Source organism: Gemmatimonas sp. (genome assembly GCF_044376735.1).
Taxonomy (GTDB): Bacteria; Gemmatimonadota; Gemmatimonadetes; order Gemmatimonadales; family Gemmatimonadaceae; genus Gemmatimonas.
The window spans coordinates 18,700-36,909 of record NZ_JBILKJ010000027.1; the positions used below are offsets into that span (position 1 = coordinate 18,700).

Sequence of the window (18,210 nt, forward strand, 5' to 3'; positions counted from 1 at the left end):
GGCTCGCCGCCCTCTGCGCCCTCTGCGCCCTCGGGCCCATGGTCGCGCTGCCGCTGTGGGCGCAATCCGTGCGCACCGGCGGCACTGGGGTATCACTGCTGGTGCGACCGCGGGTCGGTGACACCCTGCGCTTGCAGATGGAGCAGACGGTTGAGATGAGTGGGCGCCGGACGGAATCGTCGGTGCCGCCGGTCGGCTCGGGTGCGGGTATCGACGGGCGTCGCGCCGGCGGCGCGACCCCGCCGCCGCCCAAGTCGCCGCCATACGGTCCCCGTCGCGCTCAGGCGTCGCTCCGGGTCACGAAGCTCGTGATGTACGCGCATTCCCTGGTCGAGGCCAGCGATCTGTCGGCCACGACCGTGCTGGCCACGACCGACTCCATCGCCATCTGGGCCGGCGGCGGCGCCGAACCGGGCCGCCCCCAGCGGCTGCCGCTCCCACTCGAGGGACGGCAGGTGCGCGTGCGCGTCACGCCCGATGGTGCCATGCGCGTGAGCGATCCACCACCGGGCGCCATGGTACTCGGGGCCACGTTGGCGTCGATGCCGGCGCTGTTGCCCGGCAACACGGTCCTGGTCGGCGAGCGCTGGATGCGCGACATCGTGCTTCCCTCGCTGGTGCTCAGCGGCTATCGCGCCGATGGCGTGGTGCGCACGCGATTCCGCCTCGATTCCCTCACTCAGGGTGGGCGCAACGCGTGGATTTCGATGGACGGTGAACTCCGGCGCGACGGGGCTGCGCGCGAACTGCCCGCCGGGACGCGCGTCGTCACCGCCGGGACCGTCCGCGGCACCATGGTCCTCGACCGGGTCCGCGCCTGGATTGTCGATGCCCGCACCGTGATCGACGTGCAGTCCGAGGTCACGCCTTCACCGGCCGACGTGGCACCGCCGGTGTTGCTCGACCTGCGCATCGTGCAGCGCATTCACGTCCGCTAGTTCAAGCCGACGGGGTCGTTCTGTAGGTTGCAGCATGCGCTTGGTCCATCTCAGCGATCTCCATCTCGGATTCCGGCAGTATCAGCGGCTCACGCCGACCGGAATCAACCAGCGCGAGGCTGATGTCGCGGCGACGGTCTCGCGCGCGGTCGCGCAGATCATCGCGTGTGCCCCTGATCTGATCGTGGTCGGCGGTGACGTGTTCCACACGGTGCGCCCGTCCAATCCAGCGATCCTCCACGCCTTTCGTACCTTTTCGGCCCTGCGCGATCGGCTCCCCGACACGCCGATCGTGATGGTGGCCGGCAATCACGATGCGCCGCGCACGTCGGAAACGGGGTGCATCCTGCGGCTCTTTCGTGAGATCGACGTGCACGTCGCCGATGCGAAGGCCGAGCTGTTCACGTTCCCGGGACGTTCGCTGGCGGTGTTGGCGGTGCCCGATGTGCCCGGTATCGACCGACCGCCGTTCGTGCCACCGGAGGGCTTCGCGCACACGGTGCTGCTGCTGCACGGCGAGATCGCCGGGATGCTGCCGGCGCATGCGGCCCCGGCCGACCGCGCGGCCATCGAGATCGATCCGGCGGAGCTGCACGCGGAGCAGTGGAGCTACGTGGCCCTCGGGCACTATCACGTGTATCGCGAAGTGGCCACGCGGGCGTACTACAGCGGCTCGCTCGACTACACGAGTTCCAACCCGTGGGGCGAGCTGCGCGAGGAACGGGAGCAGCGCATCCCCGGCAAGGGCTTCATCGAGCACGATCTCGTCTCGGGCGCGCATCGGTTTCATCCGGTGGCGCCATCGCGTCCGTTGCTGGACCTCGAGCCGATCGATGCCAGTGGGATGGGCGCGACCGAGGTCGACAGCGCGTTACGCGCACGGGTGGACAGTGCGATCGGCGGGATTGACGATCGCGTCGTGCGCGTCACCGTGCGCAACATTGCGCGCCATATCGTGCGCGAGCTCAATCATGATGCGTTGCGCGAGTATCGGAAGCGCGCCATGCACTTCCATCTCGACGCGCGTCGGCCGGAGGTCCTGACCCGTCGCGGTAAAGGCGAGGGCGCGCCCGGCCGTCGGGCGACGCTGCCCGAGCTGGTAGCGGAGCGACTCACCGAGCGTCCGCTGCCGCCCGGAGTCGATCGCGACCAACTCGTCTCCCTCGGCCTGCGCTATTTGCAGCAGGCCGAAGACGCGGCGATGGCGGCCCTTCCTGTGCTCGACGGCTGACGGATGCGACTGATCTCCCTGCGCCTCCAGAATTTCCGTCAGCATGCCGATACGCGCATCGCGTTCGAGCGTGGACTGACGGGCATCATCGGTCCCAACGGGTCGGGTAAGTCCACGCTGCTGGAAGCGATTGCGTGGTCGTTGTACGGCACCCCCGCTGCACGGGGCACGCGCGATTCCATTCGGTTCTCACGCGCGGCGCCGCGCGCCTCCGTGAAGGTGGAGCTGGAGTTCGAGCTCGCTGGCCACCGCTACCGTGTGATGCGCGGCCTCACGAACGCCGAGGTCTTCCTCGACGGCGGCGATGTGCCGATCGCCAATACGATCACCGGTGCCACCGAGCTCCTGCAGCGACGGCTCGGCATGACGCGTTCGGAGTTCTTCCACACCTACTTCACGGGGCAGAAGGAACTCGACGTCATGGCGTCGCTGGGCGCGGCCGAACGGGCGCGCTTCCTGTCGCGTGTGCTGGGCTACGACCGGATCAGCGGCGCGCAGGAGATCGCGCGCGAGCGTCGTCGCGCGCTCATGGCGGAAATCAACGGGCTGAAGCAGGGCATGCCCGACGCCGATGCCATCTGGCGCGGTGTGGCCGATGCCGAAGCCCGACTGGCCGTGGCGCGAACGCGGGCCGCCGAAGCCGAGGTCGCTCGCGTCGGCACGGCCGAACGCCTGAGCGCCGTGGCACCACAGTGGCTCGATGCGCAGGCGCAGCGCGACCGGATGCAGCAGTTGCTGGCCGAGCTGCGCGTGGCCGAGAACGAAGCGATGGGCCTGTCGCGCGAAGTGGAGCGGCTCGATCGCGAACTCGATGCGGTGGCCATGGCTCACCGGGAACTGGCGCCGTTGCGGGAGGCGATCCTGCCGCTGCGGTCGTGGCGCGCGGAACTGGAATCGCTGGAGCAGCTCGCGGCGGCCGACGCGCGCCGGCAAGCGTTGTTGGAGCGGGTGCGTACCGTGGCGGAGGACGACGCCAAGCTTGCCGAGCGCGCCACGCGCCTGGAATCGGCGCCGACGCTGGAACGTGAGACGCACCAGCAAATCACGACGCTCCGCGGCACGCTGACCGAGGTGGAGCGGACATTCGACGCCGAGAGCAAAGCCTGGACGAGGGATGGACAGGAGGCGGAGACGCGTTTGGATGCCCTTCGACGGCAGTACGCCGAATTGTCGGAACAGCGCGACACGCTCGAAGGGCTCGGAGAGGAGTCGCCGTGCCCCACCTGCGGCCGGCCGCTCGGGGCGTCGTACCGCGGAGTGCTGGACCTGCTGAACGAGCAGATCGAAACGGTGCGCATCGATGGCAACTACTACCGGCAACGGGTCGAACAGTTGGCCACGATGCCGCCGGCGATCGAGGCGATGGGCGAGCAGCGCCGCACCATGCAGGCCGAGCTGTCCGCGGCCGAGCGTCGGTTGTTGCGGATTCAGAACGCGCTGGTGGAGGCGACGCAGGTAGCGGATGCGCGAACGGAGCTGGCGGCGCGACTCGCCCAGGCCACCGAGCAGCTGGCCGCGTTGCCGCTGGGTTACGATGCGCAGCGGCATCGCGCGTTACGCGACGAGGTCGTGCGCTTGCAGGAACTCGAAACACAGGCGGCCCGCGTGGGCGGTCTGGTGGAGCGCGAGGACGTCACGCGCACCGAGCAGCAGCGCGTGTCCGCCGCGCGCGATGCGGCGCGCACGCAGGTCGTCGAGCTCGAGCGGCAGCGTGCCGCGCTGGGCATGGATGACCCGGCGTATCAGCGCGTACGCGAGGCGCACGAGCGCGCCGCGGCAGAGGCCCGTCGGGCCGAACTCGATGCCGTTGCCGCCGCCGGCGAAGCGGAGCGGGCGCGAGCCGCGCTCGACGGCGCCGAGCAGGGTCGGCGCGATCTGGCGCGCTTGCAGGAAACCCTCGATGTCCTCGAAGCCGACAAACAGCTGCACGATGAGCTCGATCGCGCGCTCACCGACTTGCGTACCGACCTGAATTTCCAGTTGCGTCCCGAATTGGCCGAGATCGCCAGCGGATTCCTCGACGGACTGACCGACGGGCGGTATAGTGCGTTGGAGTTCGATGAGGAGTACAAAGTGCTCGTCATGGAGGAGGGGCTGCCCAAGCCCGTGATCTCCGGCGGTGAGGAAGATCTCTGCAACCTCGTGCTGCGTCTGGCGATTTCGCAGATGATCGCCGAGCGTGCCGGCCAGGCCTTCTCCCTTCTGATTCTCGACGAAGTGTTCGGGTCGCTCGATGAAACGCGTCGGGCGAATGTGGTTGAACTCCTGCGGCATCTGCATGATCGATTCGAGCAGGTCATCGTGATCACGCACATCGAGCAGGTCCGGGAAGGACTCGATCGGGTGCTGCTGGTGCGCTTTGACGAGACGCGTGGGTGCAGCGTGGTGCACACCAGTGCGCCGGTGCTTCCCGACGAGCCGTTCGAAGGCGGGCCGTTTGGTCGCGACGGCGGCAGCACGCTCGCGCTGTTGGACGCATGACGGCGTCACCGCGTACGTGGCGCGCTGCCCGACCGCTCGCCGGGCCGATCGTCGGTCCACTTGTCGCAACCGTCGATGACATCCCGGAGCTGAACGAGGTCTTCGCCGAAGCCTTCACCGATCGCTACCGCAAAGACGGCATGACCGGCGTGCGGGTGCCGCCGCTCAATCCGGCGATCTGGCGTTACGCGATCGAGGATGCCGGCGACGGGGCCCACTGCTGGCGCGACGATCGCGGGCGCATCGCGGCGTTCAACATCGTGCATCACTCCGGCACCGAAGGTTGGATGGGGCCGCTGTGCGTCCGTCCCGACTGCCAAGGCTCCGGACTGGGCAAGCTCCTCGTGCAGAGCGGCATGCGCTGGTTGCGCGAGCAGTCCGTGAAGGTGATCGGACTCGAGACGATGCCCCGCACCATGGACAACATCGGCTTTTACGCGAATCTCGGGTTCGTGCCCGGGCATCTCACCGTCACGCTGACGCTCGAGGCGGCGCTGGGTGAGCGCGGGCCGGACTTGTTGTCCCGGCTCTCGTCGGTCGAGAAGGTCAGCGCGATCGCGGCGTGCCGCGCCCTCACGATGCGCGTGATGCCCGGGTACGACTTCACACGGGAGCTCGAACTCACCGACCGCCTGGCGCTGGGGGACACCGTGCTGGTCGGGCCGCTGGATGCCCCGACGGGGTTCGCGGTGTGTCATACCGTGCCGCTGGTCGAGGGACGGGCGCGGGATGAGCTGCGCGTCCTCAAGCTCGTGCTAGCCCGCCGGAGTGGGTTGCCGGCGCTGCTGGGCAACCTGGCGGATTTGGCGTACCGCACCGGGACGCGGCGCGTGGCGATCCGGTTGCAGGGCGACTATCCAGAGGCGTTTCGTACGCTGGTCGCTTTGGGCGCACGGGTGCGCTGGACCGATCTCCGCATGAGCGCTTCCGGCTGGCACGAGGTCCCTCCCGTCGAGGGCATGGTGCTCTCGAACTGGGAGATCTAGGACCGGGGGCCGAGGCTAACGCGGCTGGTCAGGACCGGCAGGCGTGTCCCGGGCGACGATGCGCCAAATGATGAGAAACACACCGCCGGTGAGCAGCAGGTGGATCCAGCCAGGGGCGTCGGTCGTGTACGTGAAGCCGCCCCAGGCGACGAGCATCACGATGCCGGCAAGCAGGGAGAAGTCCATGCCGTAATGTCGCATTGCGCGCGCCGTGGCGCACCCTGTACACTACGGCCGAGCCTCGATTCGTATGCGGGGCGGAGAGAATTACCTCTTGAGCCGATAAGTCCTCAGAAAAGGTCCGACAGACGGCGTTCACGTCATGCCCCAGTGCGGGGAAGGCGACCACGCGGTGAGGACCTAATCAGTATTCTTTGGGCTTCAAGACCTCCTCTTCGTTCCGCAGCTTTGCGAAAGCCCCGCCGCTCGGCGGGGCTTTCGTCTATCCCCCCGATCCCGCCGTTGGTCGAGGCCGCCGCGCCGGACGGTATTGTGGGGCGGGGGGCAGGGAAGGGAACCGCGCTCGTCGTCGGGCTGTTCGTGTCACATGCCTATCGTCACCGCGACGCGACTGCTGCGCTTCAATGCGGCCCACCGCGTTCACAATCCCGCGCTCTCCGCCGAGGAGAACACCCGGCTGTTCGGCAAGTGCAATAATCCGAACTGGCACGGGCACAACTACACGCTCGAAGTGTCGGTGAAGGGGCCGATCGACGAGCGCACCGGCTATGTGATCGACTTGGGGATGCTGCGCGATACCGTGGAGCGGCATGTGGTCGATGTCACCGACCACCGCAATTTCAACATCGACGTCCCGTACATGCAGGGCGTCAATCCGACGACGGAAAACGTCGTCGTCGGCATGTGGCGCGTGCTGGAGCCGGTCGTGGCGCCGGGAAAGCTGGTGCGGCTGCGCCTCTGGGAAACCGAGAACAACTATGTCGACTACGAAGGGGAGTAAGAACGTGATCCGACCGACGAACGCGGCGCCCGCGAATGTGACGGCGGTCGATGCCGACGACATGGAAACGGATAACGCGATGCAGGTGGAGTTCGAAGGGCTCGTGCGGCGACAGCTGGAGATGCTGGGCGAGGATCCGGCGCGCGACGGGCTGCTCAAGACGCCGAGCCGCGTCGCGAAGTCGATGGCGTGGCTCACCCGCGGCTACGACCTCGACGCGCGTCAGGTCATCGGTGATGCGCTGTTCGAGGAGAATCACGAGAACATGGTGATGGTGCGCGACATTGAGATGTATTCGATGTGCGAGCATCATATGCTCCCGTTTTTCGGCAAGGTCCACGTGGCCTACATCCCCAACGGCAAGATCGTTGGCCTCTCCAAGTTGCCGCGCGTGGTCGAGGTGTTCGCCCGCCGCTTGCAGGTGCAGGAGCGGCTTGGCGAGCAGATCGCCAACGCGATCGACGACGTGTTGAAGCCCAAAGGGGTCGGCGTCGTGATCGAAGCCGTGCACCTCTGCATGATGATGCGCGGCGTCGAGAAGCAGAGTTCGCGCACCATCACCTCGTCGCTGCGTGGGCAGTTCCGCGACGACCCGAAGACCCGAAGCGAGTTCCTGCGTCTGGCGCACGGCCCGTCGGCGGCCTTCTGATGCTCCACAGCGCGTCGGCTGTGGTCACCGGCGCGTCACGCGGCATCGGTCGTGCCGTGGCCGGTACCCTGGCGGCCGCGGGAGCGCGCGTTTTCCTGATCTCCCGTTCGGCGGGCGATCTCGAACGCGTCGCCGCCGACATCGGGCGCGGGGCGGTTGCCGTCCCGTGCGACGTCACGAACGCCGACGCGGTCGGCCGTGCCGTCGATGTCATCGGCGAGTACGAGGTGGATGGACCGATGCTGTTGGTCAATAACGCCGGCGTGTTTCCGCTTGGCGCAATTGAAAGCACCGATCCCGCGCGCTTCGAGCAGACGCTGCAGGCGAACCTCGTGGCGCCGTTTCGATTTCTGCATGCGTTCGTTCCTCGCATGCGGGCGGCCGGGAAGGGGCACGTGATTACGATCGGTTCGGTTGCCGATCGTAGCATCTATAGCGGTAACGGCGCCTACTCAGCCAGTAAGTTCGGCGCCCGCGCACTGCACGAAGTGCTGCGCGAGGAACTGCGCGGCAGCGGCGTGCGCGCCACGCTCGTTGCGCCGTCGGCCACGGATACGCCGATCTGGGATCCGATCGATCCCGACCATACGCCGGGCCTCCCGCCGCGGGCGGCGATGCTGCGCCCCGAGGACGTCGCCGATGCCGTGCTCTGGGCCGTGACCCGATCGCCGCACGTCAACGTCGACGAACTGCGCCTCAGTCGGGCCTGATCGGGGCGTGCATCGGGACGGGTCGGCCCGCGACTCGCCGAACCGTTCCCGCGGTTGCACCTTCAGGGCGGCACGCCCGCCTGAAGATCTCCGTGCGACTCTCGCCACCGACCCATGCCCGACTTACGTACTGCTCGCCTGCTCCGCACGGCCGCTACCCGGATCGCGCTGGCCCTCGCTGCCACCGCCAGCCCTTCGCTGCTCGGCGCTCAGGGCGCCGTGGCATCCACCGCGCCATCCGCCGCGCTGACCCCCGCCGACTTGCTGGACGTGCGTACCGTCTCGGCCGGCGACTACTCGCCCGATGGAAGGTGGCTGGTCGTTCGGCTCGCCCGCCGAGGTGATGGCTTGGGATTCGTGGCGGCCCGCGACGGCGATCCCAGCTACACACGCCCCGCGCCGGCCCGCCTGCTGCTCGTGAACACGGCAACGGGTGATACCACGGCCATTCCGGGCGCGCCGCGCACCATCGGAGCGCTCGCCTGGTCGGCGCGGAGTGAGCGACTGGCGATCGCGACCCGTGACACCGTGCCACAGCTTCTGATCTGGGAGGTGGCAGCCCGGAAGCTGCGCGTGCAGTCGTTGTCGGGTGCGCGGCTCGCGGAGAATAGCGATCTGTCATGGACCGATGACGGACGGATCATAGTGGCCATCCGCGAACGGCAGTGGTTGAACGAAGTCCAGGCGCGGTTCGACTCGCTTGTGCGGGGACCGATCTCGGTGCAGGTCGGCACCGAACCGTTTCTCGCCTGGGACGTGCTGCGCCGACTGGGCACGCGGGCCATCGTCGTCGCGCTGACACCCGCGTCGGCGCGCCTCGATACGCTCATCCCGGCATCGCACATCACCAGCTGGAGCGCGTCGGCCAACGGCCAACGCATCAGTTGGCGCGAGGACCGCAACGCCAAGACGAACTACGACGGCGGCCCGGCGAATGAATCCCGCCTGCTCACCCGTGCCCTCATCGGCACCCCCCGCGACAGCGTCCGCGTGGTCTTCCCCTCTCTGCGCGGGGTCACCGTCATGCAGGCGATTGACAGCGACCGATATGCATTCGCCCGCGACGGGGCGATCTATGTCGCGAGTCTCAGCGACACGACGCCACGACGTGTGGCCGGCCCCGCGCCGCGGGTGCGCGGCGACAGTGCCCGCGGCAACGACGAAGAACGATTTTCGCTGGCCGGCATCTCGCCCGCCGGAGATGCCGTCGTGGTCTCGTCGCGCACCGGGCTGCATCTGATCCGGGTGACCGCCGGCACGCGTCGCACGATCGGGGCGGTCACCGACACCATTCGTGGACCGCGTGTGGCGCTGGCCGATTGGAGCCGCGATGGGCGCACCCTGCTCGTCAGCACGGCATCGCGCAGCACGTGGAACCGCGCGCTGATCCGTGTGAATCTGACCACCGATGCCATCGACACGCTCGTACGCGACGGTCGCCTGTATGGCGCACCCAAGCTGAGCCCAGATGGGGCGCGCGTGGCCGTCACGATCGGGGAGAATGGCCACCCGCCCGACCTGTGGCTTGGTGATGTCGTCGGCTTCGCCCTGAAACGCATCGTGGAATCCAATCCGCAGTTGGCCTCGCGCGCGCTGCCCAGCACGAAACTCGTCGCGTATCTCGACGCCGACGGCCGAACGCAGTTCGGCGTACTCACGTTGCCGGCCGATGGCGGGCGCGCACTGCCCACCGTGTTCAGTGTGTACGAGGACTTCTTCGACGACAGCTTCGATGCCACGACGATGCTGCTGGCGAGCCGCGGCTATGCCGTGATGAAGCCGTCGGTCACCTTCGAGACCGGCTATCCCGGCGAAGCCTGGCTGAAGGGCGTCACGGCGAGCGCCAACAAGCTGATCGAGATGGGGGTGGCCGACAGCAGCAGGCTGGGCGTACACGGCACGAGCTATGGTGGCTATGCCACCAACCTGCTGATCACGCAGACCCATCGCTTCAAGGCGGCGATCAACATCTCCGGCAAGGTCGATCTCGTCTCGTTCTACACCGACTCGCCGCGGCTCGGTGTGCGCAATGTCAATGCCGCCGAGAAGACGCAGGACCGCATCGGTGCAACGATGTGGGAGCAGCCGCAGAAGTACGTGCAGCACAGCGCCGTGATGTTCGCCGACCGGATCAAGACGCCGCTGCTGCTCGTCACGGGCGGCGAAGATCACAACGTGCCCGCGATCAACACGCGCGAGATGTATTTCGCCCTCCGCCGGCTTGGTAAGCCGGTGGAGTGGGTGAACTACACGAACGGGGGACACGGCATCCCCATGACGAATGCCGCCGAGTTCGCCGACTGGCATAACCGACTGCTCGGGTGGTACGACCGGTACCTCAAGCCGACGACGGCCACCGTCCCGGCGTCGGAACAGCCGCAGTCGCTTCGCTGACATTCCGCATGCAACGCGATCTGCTCGATGCCTTGCGCTGTCCCGGCGCGCACGAAGAAAGCTGGCTGGTGGCCATGGTGCTCGAAGCCCGGGGCTCTGCCTTACTGGCCGCGGAACTCGCGTGTCCGATGTGCGGCGCGGAGTTCCGCATCGTCGATGGCATCGCTTACATCCCCGGCCTCGCGCCGGGCTCGACCCCCCCGCCGGCTTTACCCTCCGAGCCGCTGGCCATCGACCTGGTGCTGCGATTGGCCGCGCTGCTCGGAGTCGTCGAGAGCCACCTGCCCGTCGCCTTGGTTGGCCGCTACGCGGCGGCCAGCGTCGCCCTGGCATCGGTCGTGTCGGCGCCGCAGCTGCTGGTCAACAGCGGCGCGGTGATCCCGGCGCCGGGTGTCTCACGCCTCGTGGTGGCCGATCGATTGCCCCTTGGCGTGGAAACGCTGGCCGCAATCGCGGTCGATGCGGAGCACGCCACTCCCGCGTTTCTTGAAAGCGCCGCGCGGGCGCTCCGGCTCGGCGGGCGCCTCGTGGCGCCAGCCGATGTCCCGGTTCCTGCCGGCCTGCGCGAACTCGCACGCGACGCCACCGAATGGGTGGCCGAAACGACAGCGCGCGCCAGCGGACTCGTGGAGCTCCGCCGGCGCGCGCCTGAATCGGTGGGGTAAGGCTACTCCTGGTACAGGCTGTCGATCAGCGGCTTGTACGTCTTGTCGATCACGCGGCGCTTGACCTTGAGGGTCGGCGTGAGTTCGCCGCGCTCCACGCTGAAGTCGTGTTCGAGCAGTGCGATCTTCTTCGGCGTCTCGTAGCTCGCGAGGCCGACCAGCTGCGTCTTCACTTCCTTCTCCATCTTCTTCTCGATTGTCGGCATGGCCAACAATTCGGCTCGGCTCGTCCAGCGGATGCCCTGGGACGCTGCCCACTTCTCGACTTGATCCCATTCCGGCACGATCAGCACGATCGGAAAGCTGCGCTTGTCGCCGATCATCACCGCTTGCGAGACGTACTTGTTCGTCTTCAGCATGTTCTCGATCGGCTGCGGTGCCAGATTCTTTCCTCCCGCCGTGACGATGATGTCCTTCTTGCGGTCGGTGATCCGCAGGTAGCCGTCGGTCAGTTCACCGATGTCACCGGTGCGGAACCATCCCTCCGCGTCGATCGCGTCCGTCGTGGCCTCGGGAAGGTTGAAATAGCCGCGCATCACGTGCGGTCCGCGCGTCAGAATCTCGCCATCAGCCGCGATCATCACTTCCACACCGGGAATCGGTCGGCCAACGCTCCCCAGGCGGTAGTGCTCGAACGTGTTCGTTGAAATCACCGGCGACGTTTCCGTGAGACCGTAGCCTTCAAGGATGATCAACCCGGCGGAGTAGAAGAACTTCGCGATCTCGGGAGAGAGCGGCGCGCCGCCGGATACGAAGAAGCGCAGGTTGCCGCCTGTGCGCTCCTTGAGCTTCGAGAATACCAGCTTCTGCGCGATCGCGTATTGCAGGGCGAGCAGTCCGGCAGGCTCGCGTCCAGCCAACTTCTCGTCCGCCCACCGCTCCCCGACGCTCTTCGCCCAGAAGAAAATGCGCTGCTTGACGGCGCCGCCGGCGACGGCGTTCTCCACCACGCGCGCATAGATCTTTTCATACAGTCGTGGCACCGACATCATCATCGTCGGCTTCACTTCGCTCATGTTCGCCGGCACCGTGTCGATCGACTCGGCATACGCGATGCGCACCCCGTTCGCGAACAGGAAGTAGTCGCCGGTGCGCTCGAAGATGTGGCTGAGCGGCAGGAAGCTGAGCGCCAGATCGCTCGTGCTCACCTGCAGCGAGGTCTTGGTGGCGATGACGTTGGAGTACAGGTTGTCCTGCGTCAACATCACGCCCTTCGGATTGCCCGTCGTCCCCGACGTGTAGATCAGCGTCACCAGCTGATCGTGCGTGACGGCCAGCGCATCGCGCTTGAAGGTCGTGGCACGCTCGGCGCTGTCCACCGCAGCACCCTTCGTTTCGAGGTCGGCGAGGGTGAGATCGCAGCCATCGGCCTCGGTGGCCGCGAACCCGATGATCCATTGCAGCCCCGGGACCTCGCTGCGGATGGACGCGACCTTTCTCGCCTGGTCGGCGGTGGACACGAAGATCGCGCGCGCGCCCGAATCATTCAGCAGATAGGGCAGCTGATCGGCGGGAAGCGTGGGGTAGATGGGCACGTCGGTGATCGCGCTGCAGATGCAGGCGTAGTCGGCGATCAGCCACTCGGGGCGGTTCTCTGATAGAATCGCCACGCGATCCTGCGCCTTTATCCCCAGCTCGGCGAGGCCGAGCGCGGTGCGGCGCACGCGCTCCAGGATCGTCCGGTGGGAAATCGGTTCCCACACCCCGCGTCCCTTCGTGCTCAGGGCATCGGCGCGGTCATAGCGCTCGACGGCGTCGAAGAACAGGGCGTTGATCGTACCGAACGGCGGACGCGGTCCGCCGGCGGCGTAGCGTGACGAGGCCGGGAGGCCGTTCATCGTCACGTTCAGGGCAGGGTTGGAAGTAGCCGTGACCGGGGGCATCGCCATCTCCGACTGGAGCGAAAGGCAGGGCAGAGGCGCGTCGGGCAGCGATCCGCTGCGACGCCAGGTGGGGAGACAGCAAATTGCGGCCGAGTGTCACTCGGCGCGAGTCCTCGTTACGATCCGGCTCCGCGGCGCACGGGGGCGGTCATCCGCACCGGCGATCCCTTGAGCGGCCTCCCCCGATAGGTGACCGTTGCGCGCACCACCACGGATTCCACTGCCGCGCCAGAGGGAAACTGGAGGGCGCGCACGCGCACCCGACGTCCCGCCGTTCCGCTGTCGTCCGTGGTGTCCAGCACGCTGGCCCGCCCTTGATCATCAACGAGGTACGCGGCACCCAAGGTGTCATTGGTTGGATTGGCCGGCGTGAGCAACTGAAAGCGCACGGGCCAGGATTTCGCCGGCGTGACCGCGCCGGCTTCGACATGCCGCACGGTCACCTCGAGCGCTCTCGTGGAGTTGCTTTCCGCGCCACGACGACCCGTATCGGGCAGGCTCGTGCCGAGAATGGTGGTGAGGCTTCGGCCGTCCACCGAGTCGGGGCGGCTCACGATGCGTAGCGGGCGCAGCACCTGCAGCGATCCGCCGATGCGCGCCGCGATCCGCTTGTCTCCCGAGACGAGCTTTCTCGCGACCACGATACCCTTCGCGGAGTCAATCGCGAGCGCCGAGTCGATGTTGAAGTCGGCGTAGAGGTACCTCGGCGTCGCCTCGTTGATGACGTCGCCGCGCACGTTGAAGACGCGGGCGCGCACCGCGGTGACCACGCCATCGATGTTGCGCAGCGTATCGCCCACGACCACCGACGGCGACGGGAACGGATCGAGTTCGATCGCCGCAGCCTCATTCGGCCCGAGACCGACTTCCGCGCAGGCCGTACCCACCCCCATGGCGAGGATGACGGAGCAGACCATGAGCACACTGCCGCGATGCCGCGCGCGAACCGACGGTGTCACGCGAAGCGCTCGGCGAGCCGCGTGGCGATGTTGACATACGCCTGGCTCGCGGCGTCGGCCGGATCGCGTAACACGACCGGCTGGCCGGCGGAGAACGCGTCGGCCGTGGCCGGCGTACGCGGAATCGGCGTATCGAACACCAGGTGCTTCGGGAGGTGCTCCCGCACGTAGTGCACCACACGCTCCGACGCCGGATTCCCCGGTTCGAACATCGTGAGCAGGATGCCTTCGAGCGTCAGCTCCTCGTTGATACGAATGACGTCCTGAATGGCGCGCAGAATCTGTGGCGTGGTCTGCAACGCCAGCGGCTCGCACTGCAACGGTACCACCACGTGCTGACTGGCCGCGAGTACGCGGCGGGTCACGGCACCGAGCCCCGGTGGCGTGTCGACCACGACCACGTGACACCGTTCGCGCGCCATGGCCAGCAGATCCGCCAGCACGGTGCTCTCGCCCACGCGCTGCTGAAAGTCGGAGTGATCGGCCGACTCGCTGACGCTGCCGGCGAGAATCACGCGGAGCCACGGCAGCGCGGTGGGTAGGATCACTTCGCGCAGGGCCTTCTCGCCCCGCAGGTAGTCATCGAACCCGACGGTCGGGTGGCCGCGGCGCAAGCCGACACCGTAGCGCACCGCCCCCTGTGGGTCGGCATCGATCAGCAGCGTCTTCAACCCGCGGCGCGCGAATGCCACCGCCAGATTCACGGCGGTGGTGGTCTTGCCGACGCCACCCTTCTGGCTCACGATGGACAGCACGCGTCCCACGTTAGCCCTCGTCCGAGTGGGCCGATCCATCGCTGTCGGGCGCTGATGGATCCTGATACTGGCCGTCGGAGTGCTCCACGGCACCCTGCACATCGGCCAGCGTGCGCTCGGCGTGGGCGCGGAACCGCGCGGACGTCGGATCCTGTTCGGTACTGTACTGCAGGAACGACTCGAGGTGCATGGCGGCGTGATGCGTGTCCCCCCGCTTGAGGAGGAGAAACGCCAGGCCGTAGTGGGCCCCCGGCGATTCCGGCTCGAGCTGCAATGCACGACGATACGTCCGAATGGCCTCTTCGGGCTGCCCGGTCTTGGAGAAGGCGATCGCGATGTTTTGCAACACACCGAGATCGTCGGGTCGCTCGCGCAGGGCGAGACGATACGAGGTCAGGGCGTTCGCGTAATCGCCGCGCGACTCGAGATCGAGCGCTTCAGCCAGGAAGTCCGTATGGCGCGGATCGCGCCCGGACGAGCCGCCCACGAGGCGGCGCCACCAAGTCATGCGCTCGCAAGGGATCGGAGAAAAAAGAAGTGCTACCGCAGAAGAGCAAAAGTATCGGGACGGCGCGTCGCCAACAAGTTGTCGCGCCCACGGTCATTGGAATCCGCGTTGCCACCGCTGCCCGGTGGGGCTACACTCGGTGTACACTGCGGGATCCCTTACCGGAGCGCCACGATGACCGCACCACAGCCGTACGCACCTGACCCTTCCAAGGGCGTGTTGATCGTGGATTGGCCGCTCTTCGGGGAACTGGCCCGTGCGCTCGCCGTTCGCGTCGCGCGCGAATGGGCCCCGGAACTCGTGATCGGGATCGCGACGGCGGGCGTCGTGCCCGGCGCGGCGGTGGCGGCCATTCTCGACCTGCCGTTCCACTCGATTCTCGTCTCGCGACGCTATAGTGCGTCCCCGATTCGCGAAACACCGGCGGTCTTTGGCGCGGCGCCGATCGAGGTGCGGGGCAAGCGCGTGCTCATCGTGGACGAAACGTGCGACTCCGGCCAGACCATGCGCTTGGCGGTCGGGGCCGTGGGCAATGCGGGGGCGCTGGAAGTGCGCACCGCGGTCAGCTTCAAGACCGGTAGCTTCGCGCCGGACTACTTCGCCCTGGCGACGCAGAGCATGATCGTGCTCCCCTGGGATCGCGAAATCCTGATCGATGGGGAACTCCGGCCCAACCCCAAGTACGCCGGAGTGGTGCTCGAGGGCTGAGCGCTCGTCCACCGGCGCCGAGCCCGAGCGGGTGGCTCAGGCGCTCGTGGCTGCCCGCTCGAAGGGGATGCCGCGTTCCATCGCTTCCCACACGTAATTCAGCACGTCGATCGAGCCGAGCAGGAAGCGACACTGCCCCTCGGCGGCCGAATCCGGGGTCACTTCGAGCACCGAGATCGGCGCGTCGGCCAACCGGCCGAAAAAGCCGGCGAAGAGCCCGGTGGAGACCGGGCAGCCGCGGGCCTCGGCCGCCGCCTCTCCCCAGTTGTTCGCCTCGAGCATCATGACCGCTTCGCTCAGCGACGAAAGCTGAACCAGCCCCCAGCCCAGTTCGAAGAGGTACTCGCGAAGCAGGAGTGGGAATCGGCTGTCGAGCAGGGTGTCGGGCCCGTGCTCGCTCCGATCGGCCAGCCACGCCGAGAAGTGGTCGAACAGCGCCTGTCCCGCAGCGTAACCCGCGTCGCGCACGGCGTCGATCGGCACGGGCGGATACGCCTGATGTGCCGACCGACGGAGCCCGTCGAAGAATTCGACCGGCACCGTCACGGTACGGGTGGTCAGGAAGGGAAGCGAAGTGCTCATGTTCCCGTGACGCTCGCGCAAAGAAGGGGTCACGTCAAGCGGTGAAGACGTGATAAATGGGGCCGGGGGCGTGTTGGCGCCGCGTTTATCGCCCTGCCCGCCGGATCAGTTCCGCCTCGTCGATCACCTCGATGCCCAGCTCGACCGCCTTGTCCAGCTTGCTGCCCGCCTCATCGCCGGCCACCACGAACGTGGTCTTCTTCGAGACGCTGCTGGTCACGCGTCCGCCGGCGGCCTCGACCAGCGCCGCGGCGTCGGTCCGGGAGAGCGAGGGGAGGGCGCCGGTCAGCACCACGGTGGCGCCCGTCAGCGGGCCGTCGGCTTGCACCGCGTTCGGTTCGTCGAAGCGCACCCCGCGCTGGCGCAACCGCTCCACGAGGGCGCGCGACGTGGGATCGGCGAAGTACGAGGACACCGAGGTCGCGATGATGTCGCCGATGCCGCGCACCGCCCCCAGCTGCTCCGGGGTGGCCGCGATGATCGCATCCATGCTGCCGAACTGTCTCGCCAACAGCTGCGCCGCCTGTGCCCCGACGTGACGGATGCCGAGACCGAATAGCAATCGCGACAACGGTTGCTGTTTCGCCGCCGTGATTGCCGCGACCAGATTCTCCGCGCTCTTGGTGCCAAACCGCTCGAGCGACACCAGCTGACCCACCGTGAGGTCGAACAGATCGGCGAAGTCGGTGATGAAGCCCGCCTCGAGCAGCTGTTCAATGCGCGCGTACGAGAGCCCGTCGATATCGAGCGCATCCTTGCTCGAGCAATGCACCAGTCCTTCAAGCTGCCGCCCCGGACAGGCGACGTTCGGGCAGTACGTCGCGACGTCATCCCCGTACCGCTGTGTTGCCGAATGACAGCGGGGGCAGTTCGCGGGCATGCTCCACGTCCGTTCGGTGCCGTCTCGTCGCTCCGGCACGGGCCCCAACACATAGGGAATCACATCGCCCGCGCGCACCACCTGCACCCAGTCGCCATCGCGCAGATCCTTTTTCGCGATCTGATCGGCGTTGTGCAACGACGCGTAGGTGACCGTGGCGCCGCCGACATCCACCGGGTCGAGCACGGCGAAGGGCGTCAGCACACCGGTGCGTCCCACGCTCACGTCGATGCGGACCAACCGCGTGACCGCCATGTCGGGCGCAAACTTGCGCGCAATCGCCCAACGTGGGGTGCGATCGTTGCGCACCCCGAGTTCATCCTGTAACGCCATGTCGTTCACCTTCACCACGCCGCCGTCGATGGCGAATCCGAGCTTCGCCCGCGTGTCGTGTTCGACGGTGTGCGCCCAGGTCGACACGGCCGCCATCGTACGGCATCGTTCGCGATGCGGCGCCACCGGGATGCCCCACGTGCTCAGCTGTTCGAGGAGCTCCCACTGACTGCGCACGGGCGCGTTGCCATCCGGGAGCACCGCCGCGTAGCCGAAAAAGCGCAACGGCCGTTGGGCCGTGATCGATGGATCGAGCTGGCGCAGGGCGCCGGCCGCGGCATTGCGGGGATTCACGAACACCGGTTCGCCCGCCGCGACCCGCGCCTCGTTCATCTGCTCGAAGCCCGCGAACGGCATGTACACTTCGCCGCGAATTTCGATCAACGGCGGATGCCCATCGCCCAGCAGCCTCAGCGGCAGACCGCGAATGGTGCGGACGTTTGCGGTCACATCCTCCCCTTCGGTACCGTCGCCGCGCGTCGTTGCCGTGGTCAGCACACCATCGCGATAAGTGAGCGCAATCGCCGCCCCGTCGATCTTGAGCTCCACGGTGTAGCCGCTCACGTGCACCGACGCGCCGACCACGC

Annotated in this window: 17 protein-coding genes; 10 read left to right on the top strand and 7 right to left on the bottom strand. The window is 67.4% G+C overall.

What is annotated here, in order from left to right; genetic code table 11:
* Positions 1 to 38 precede the first annotated feature (38 nt).
* Genes ACIRA7_RS06550 through ACIRA7_RS06565 form a run of 4 tightly spaced genes read left to right on the top strand, consistent with a single transcriptional unit; the run spans position 39 to position 5,636 of the window.
* Positions 39 to 938 carry a hypothetical protein gene (locus ACIRA7_RS06550; RefSeq protein WP_396220044.1) on the top strand — a complete coding sequence of 300 codons (900 nt, stop codon included), beginning with the start codon at positions 39 to 41 and terminating at the stop codon, positions 936 to 938.
* A 34-nt stretch (positions 939 to 972) separates the two neighbouring features.
* Positions 973 to 2,169 (top strand): exonuclease SbcCD subunit D, encoded by a 1,197-nt coding sequence (locus ACIRA7_RS06555; protein ID WP_396220045.1) that lies wholly within the window; start codon positions 973 to 975, stop codon positions 2,167 to 2,169.
* A 3-nt stretch (positions 2,170 to 2,172) separates the two neighbouring features.
* Positions 2,173 to 4,650 (top strand): AAA family ATPase, encoded by a 2,478-nt coding sequence (locus tag ACIRA7_RS06560; protein ID WP_396220046.1) that lies wholly within the window; start codon positions 2,173 to 2,175, stop codon positions 4,648 to 4,650.
* Positions 4,647 to 5,636 (top strand): GNAT family N-acetyltransferase, encoded by a 990-nt coding sequence (locus ACIRA7_RS06565; protein WP_396220047.1) that lies wholly within the window; start codon positions 4,647 to 4,649, stop codon positions 5,634 to 5,636. The genes ACIRA7_RS06560 and ACIRA7_RS06565 overlap by 4 nt, the downstream gene beginning before the upstream one ends.
* Positions 5,637 to 5,651: 15 nt before the next feature.
* Here ACIRA7_RS06565 and ACIRA7_RS06570 read toward each other — a convergent pair whose 3' ends face one another.
* Positions 5,652 to 5,822, bottom strand: coding sequence for a hypothetical protein (locus ACIRA7_RS06570; RefSeq protein ID WP_396220048.1), 171 nt, complete (start codon positions 5,820 to 5,822; stop codon positions 5,652 to 5,654).
* A gap of 361 nt (positions 5,823 to 6,183) precedes the next feature.
* Here ACIRA7_RS06570 and ACIRA7_RS06575 point away from each other — a divergent pair, with 361 nt between their 5' ends.
* From ACIRA7_RS06575 to ACIRA7_RS06595, 5 genes are all read left to right on the top strand, one after another.
* Entirely contained in the window at positions 6,184 to 6,597 is a 414-nt protein-coding gene (locus ACIRA7_RS06575) for a 6-carboxytetrahydropterin synthase (protein WP_396220050.1), read from the top strand.
* 61 nt (positions 6,598 to 6,658) lie between these two features.
* The gene (folE, locus tag ACIRA7_RS06580) at positions 6,659 to 7,246 is read left to right on the top strand and encodes a GTP cyclohydrolase I FolE (RefSeq protein WP_396220062.1); all 588 of its coding nucleotides are present in this window, start codon (positions 6,659 to 6,661) and stop codon (positions 7,244 to 7,246) included.
* Positions 7,246 to 7,956, top strand: coding sequence for an SDR family oxidoreductase (locus ACIRA7_RS06585; RefSeq protein WP_396220051.1), 711 nt, complete (start codon positions 7,246 to 7,248; stop codon positions 7,954 to 7,956). The genes folE and ACIRA7_RS06585 overlap by 1 nt, the downstream gene beginning before the upstream one ends.
* A 114-nt stretch (positions 7,957 to 8,070) precedes the next feature.
* Positions 8,071 to 10,350 carry a prolyl oligopeptidase family serine peptidase gene (locus ACIRA7_RS06590; protein WP_396220052.1) on the top strand — a complete coding sequence of 760 codons (2,280 nt, stop codon included), beginning with the start codon at positions 8,071 to 8,073 and terminating at the stop codon, positions 10,348 to 10,350.
* Positions 10,351 to 10,358: 8 nt separating this feature from the next.
* A complete protein-coding gene (locus tag ACIRA7_RS06595) occupies positions 10,359 to 11,015 on the top strand; it encodes a hypothetical protein (RefSeq protein ID WP_396220053.1) in 657 nt (218 codons plus the stop codon).
* 2 nt (positions 11,016 to 11,017) lie between these two features.
* On the opposite strand, the gene ACIRA7_RS06600 is transcribed toward ACIRA7_RS06595, so the two are convergent.
* From ACIRA7_RS06600 to ACIRA7_RS06615, 4 genes are all read right to left on the bottom strand, one after another.
* Positions 11,018 to 12,904, bottom strand: coding sequence for an AMP-dependent synthetase/ligase (locus ACIRA7_RS06600; RefSeq protein ID WP_396220054.1), 1,887 nt, complete (start codon positions 12,902 to 12,904; stop codon positions 11,018 to 11,020).
* 110 nt (positions 12,905 to 13,014) lie between these two features.
* Entirely contained in the window at positions 13,015 to 13,857 is an 843-nt protein-coding gene (locus tag ACIRA7_RS06605; RefSeq protein ID WP_396220055.1) for a hypothetical protein, read from the bottom strand.
* Positions 13,854 to 14,612 carry a ParA family protein gene (locus tag ACIRA7_RS06610; protein WP_396220056.1) on the bottom strand — a complete coding sequence of 253 codons (759 nt, stop codon included), beginning with the start codon at positions 14,610 to 14,612 and terminating at the stop codon, positions 13,854 to 13,856. The genes ACIRA7_RS06605 and ACIRA7_RS06610 overlap by 4 nt, the downstream gene beginning before the upstream one ends.
* A gap of 10 nt (positions 14,613 to 14,622) precedes the next feature.
* Positions 14,623 to 15,120, bottom strand: a complete 498-nt coding sequence (locus ACIRA7_RS06615; RefSeq protein WP_396220057.1) for a tetratricopeptide repeat protein — start codon at positions 15,118 to 15,120, stop codon at positions 14,623 to 14,625.
* A gap of 174 nt (positions 15,121 to 15,294) precedes the next feature.
* On the opposite strand from ACIRA7_RS06615, the gene ACIRA7_RS06620 reads away from it, so the two are divergent.
* Positions 15,295 to 15,828, top strand: coding sequence for a phosphoribosyltransferase (locus ACIRA7_RS06620; RefSeq protein ID WP_396220058.1), 534 nt, complete (start codon positions 15,295 to 15,297; stop codon positions 15,826 to 15,828).
* Between the two features lie 36 nt (positions 15,829 to 15,864).
* On the opposite strand, the gene ACIRA7_RS06625 is transcribed toward ACIRA7_RS06620, so the two are convergent.
* Positions 15,865 to 16,410 carry a hypothetical protein gene (locus ACIRA7_RS06625; RefSeq protein WP_396220059.1) on the bottom strand — a complete coding sequence of 182 codons (546 nt, stop codon included), beginning with the start codon at positions 16,408 to 16,410 and terminating at the stop codon, positions 15,865 to 15,867.
* A gap of 85 nt (positions 16,411 to 16,495) precedes the next feature.
* Positions 16,496 to 18,210, bottom strand: a 1,715-nt coding sequence (ligA, locus tag ACIRA7_RS06630; protein ID WP_396220060.1) for an NAD-dependent DNA ligase LigA, incomplete at its 5' end; no start/stop codon positions are given.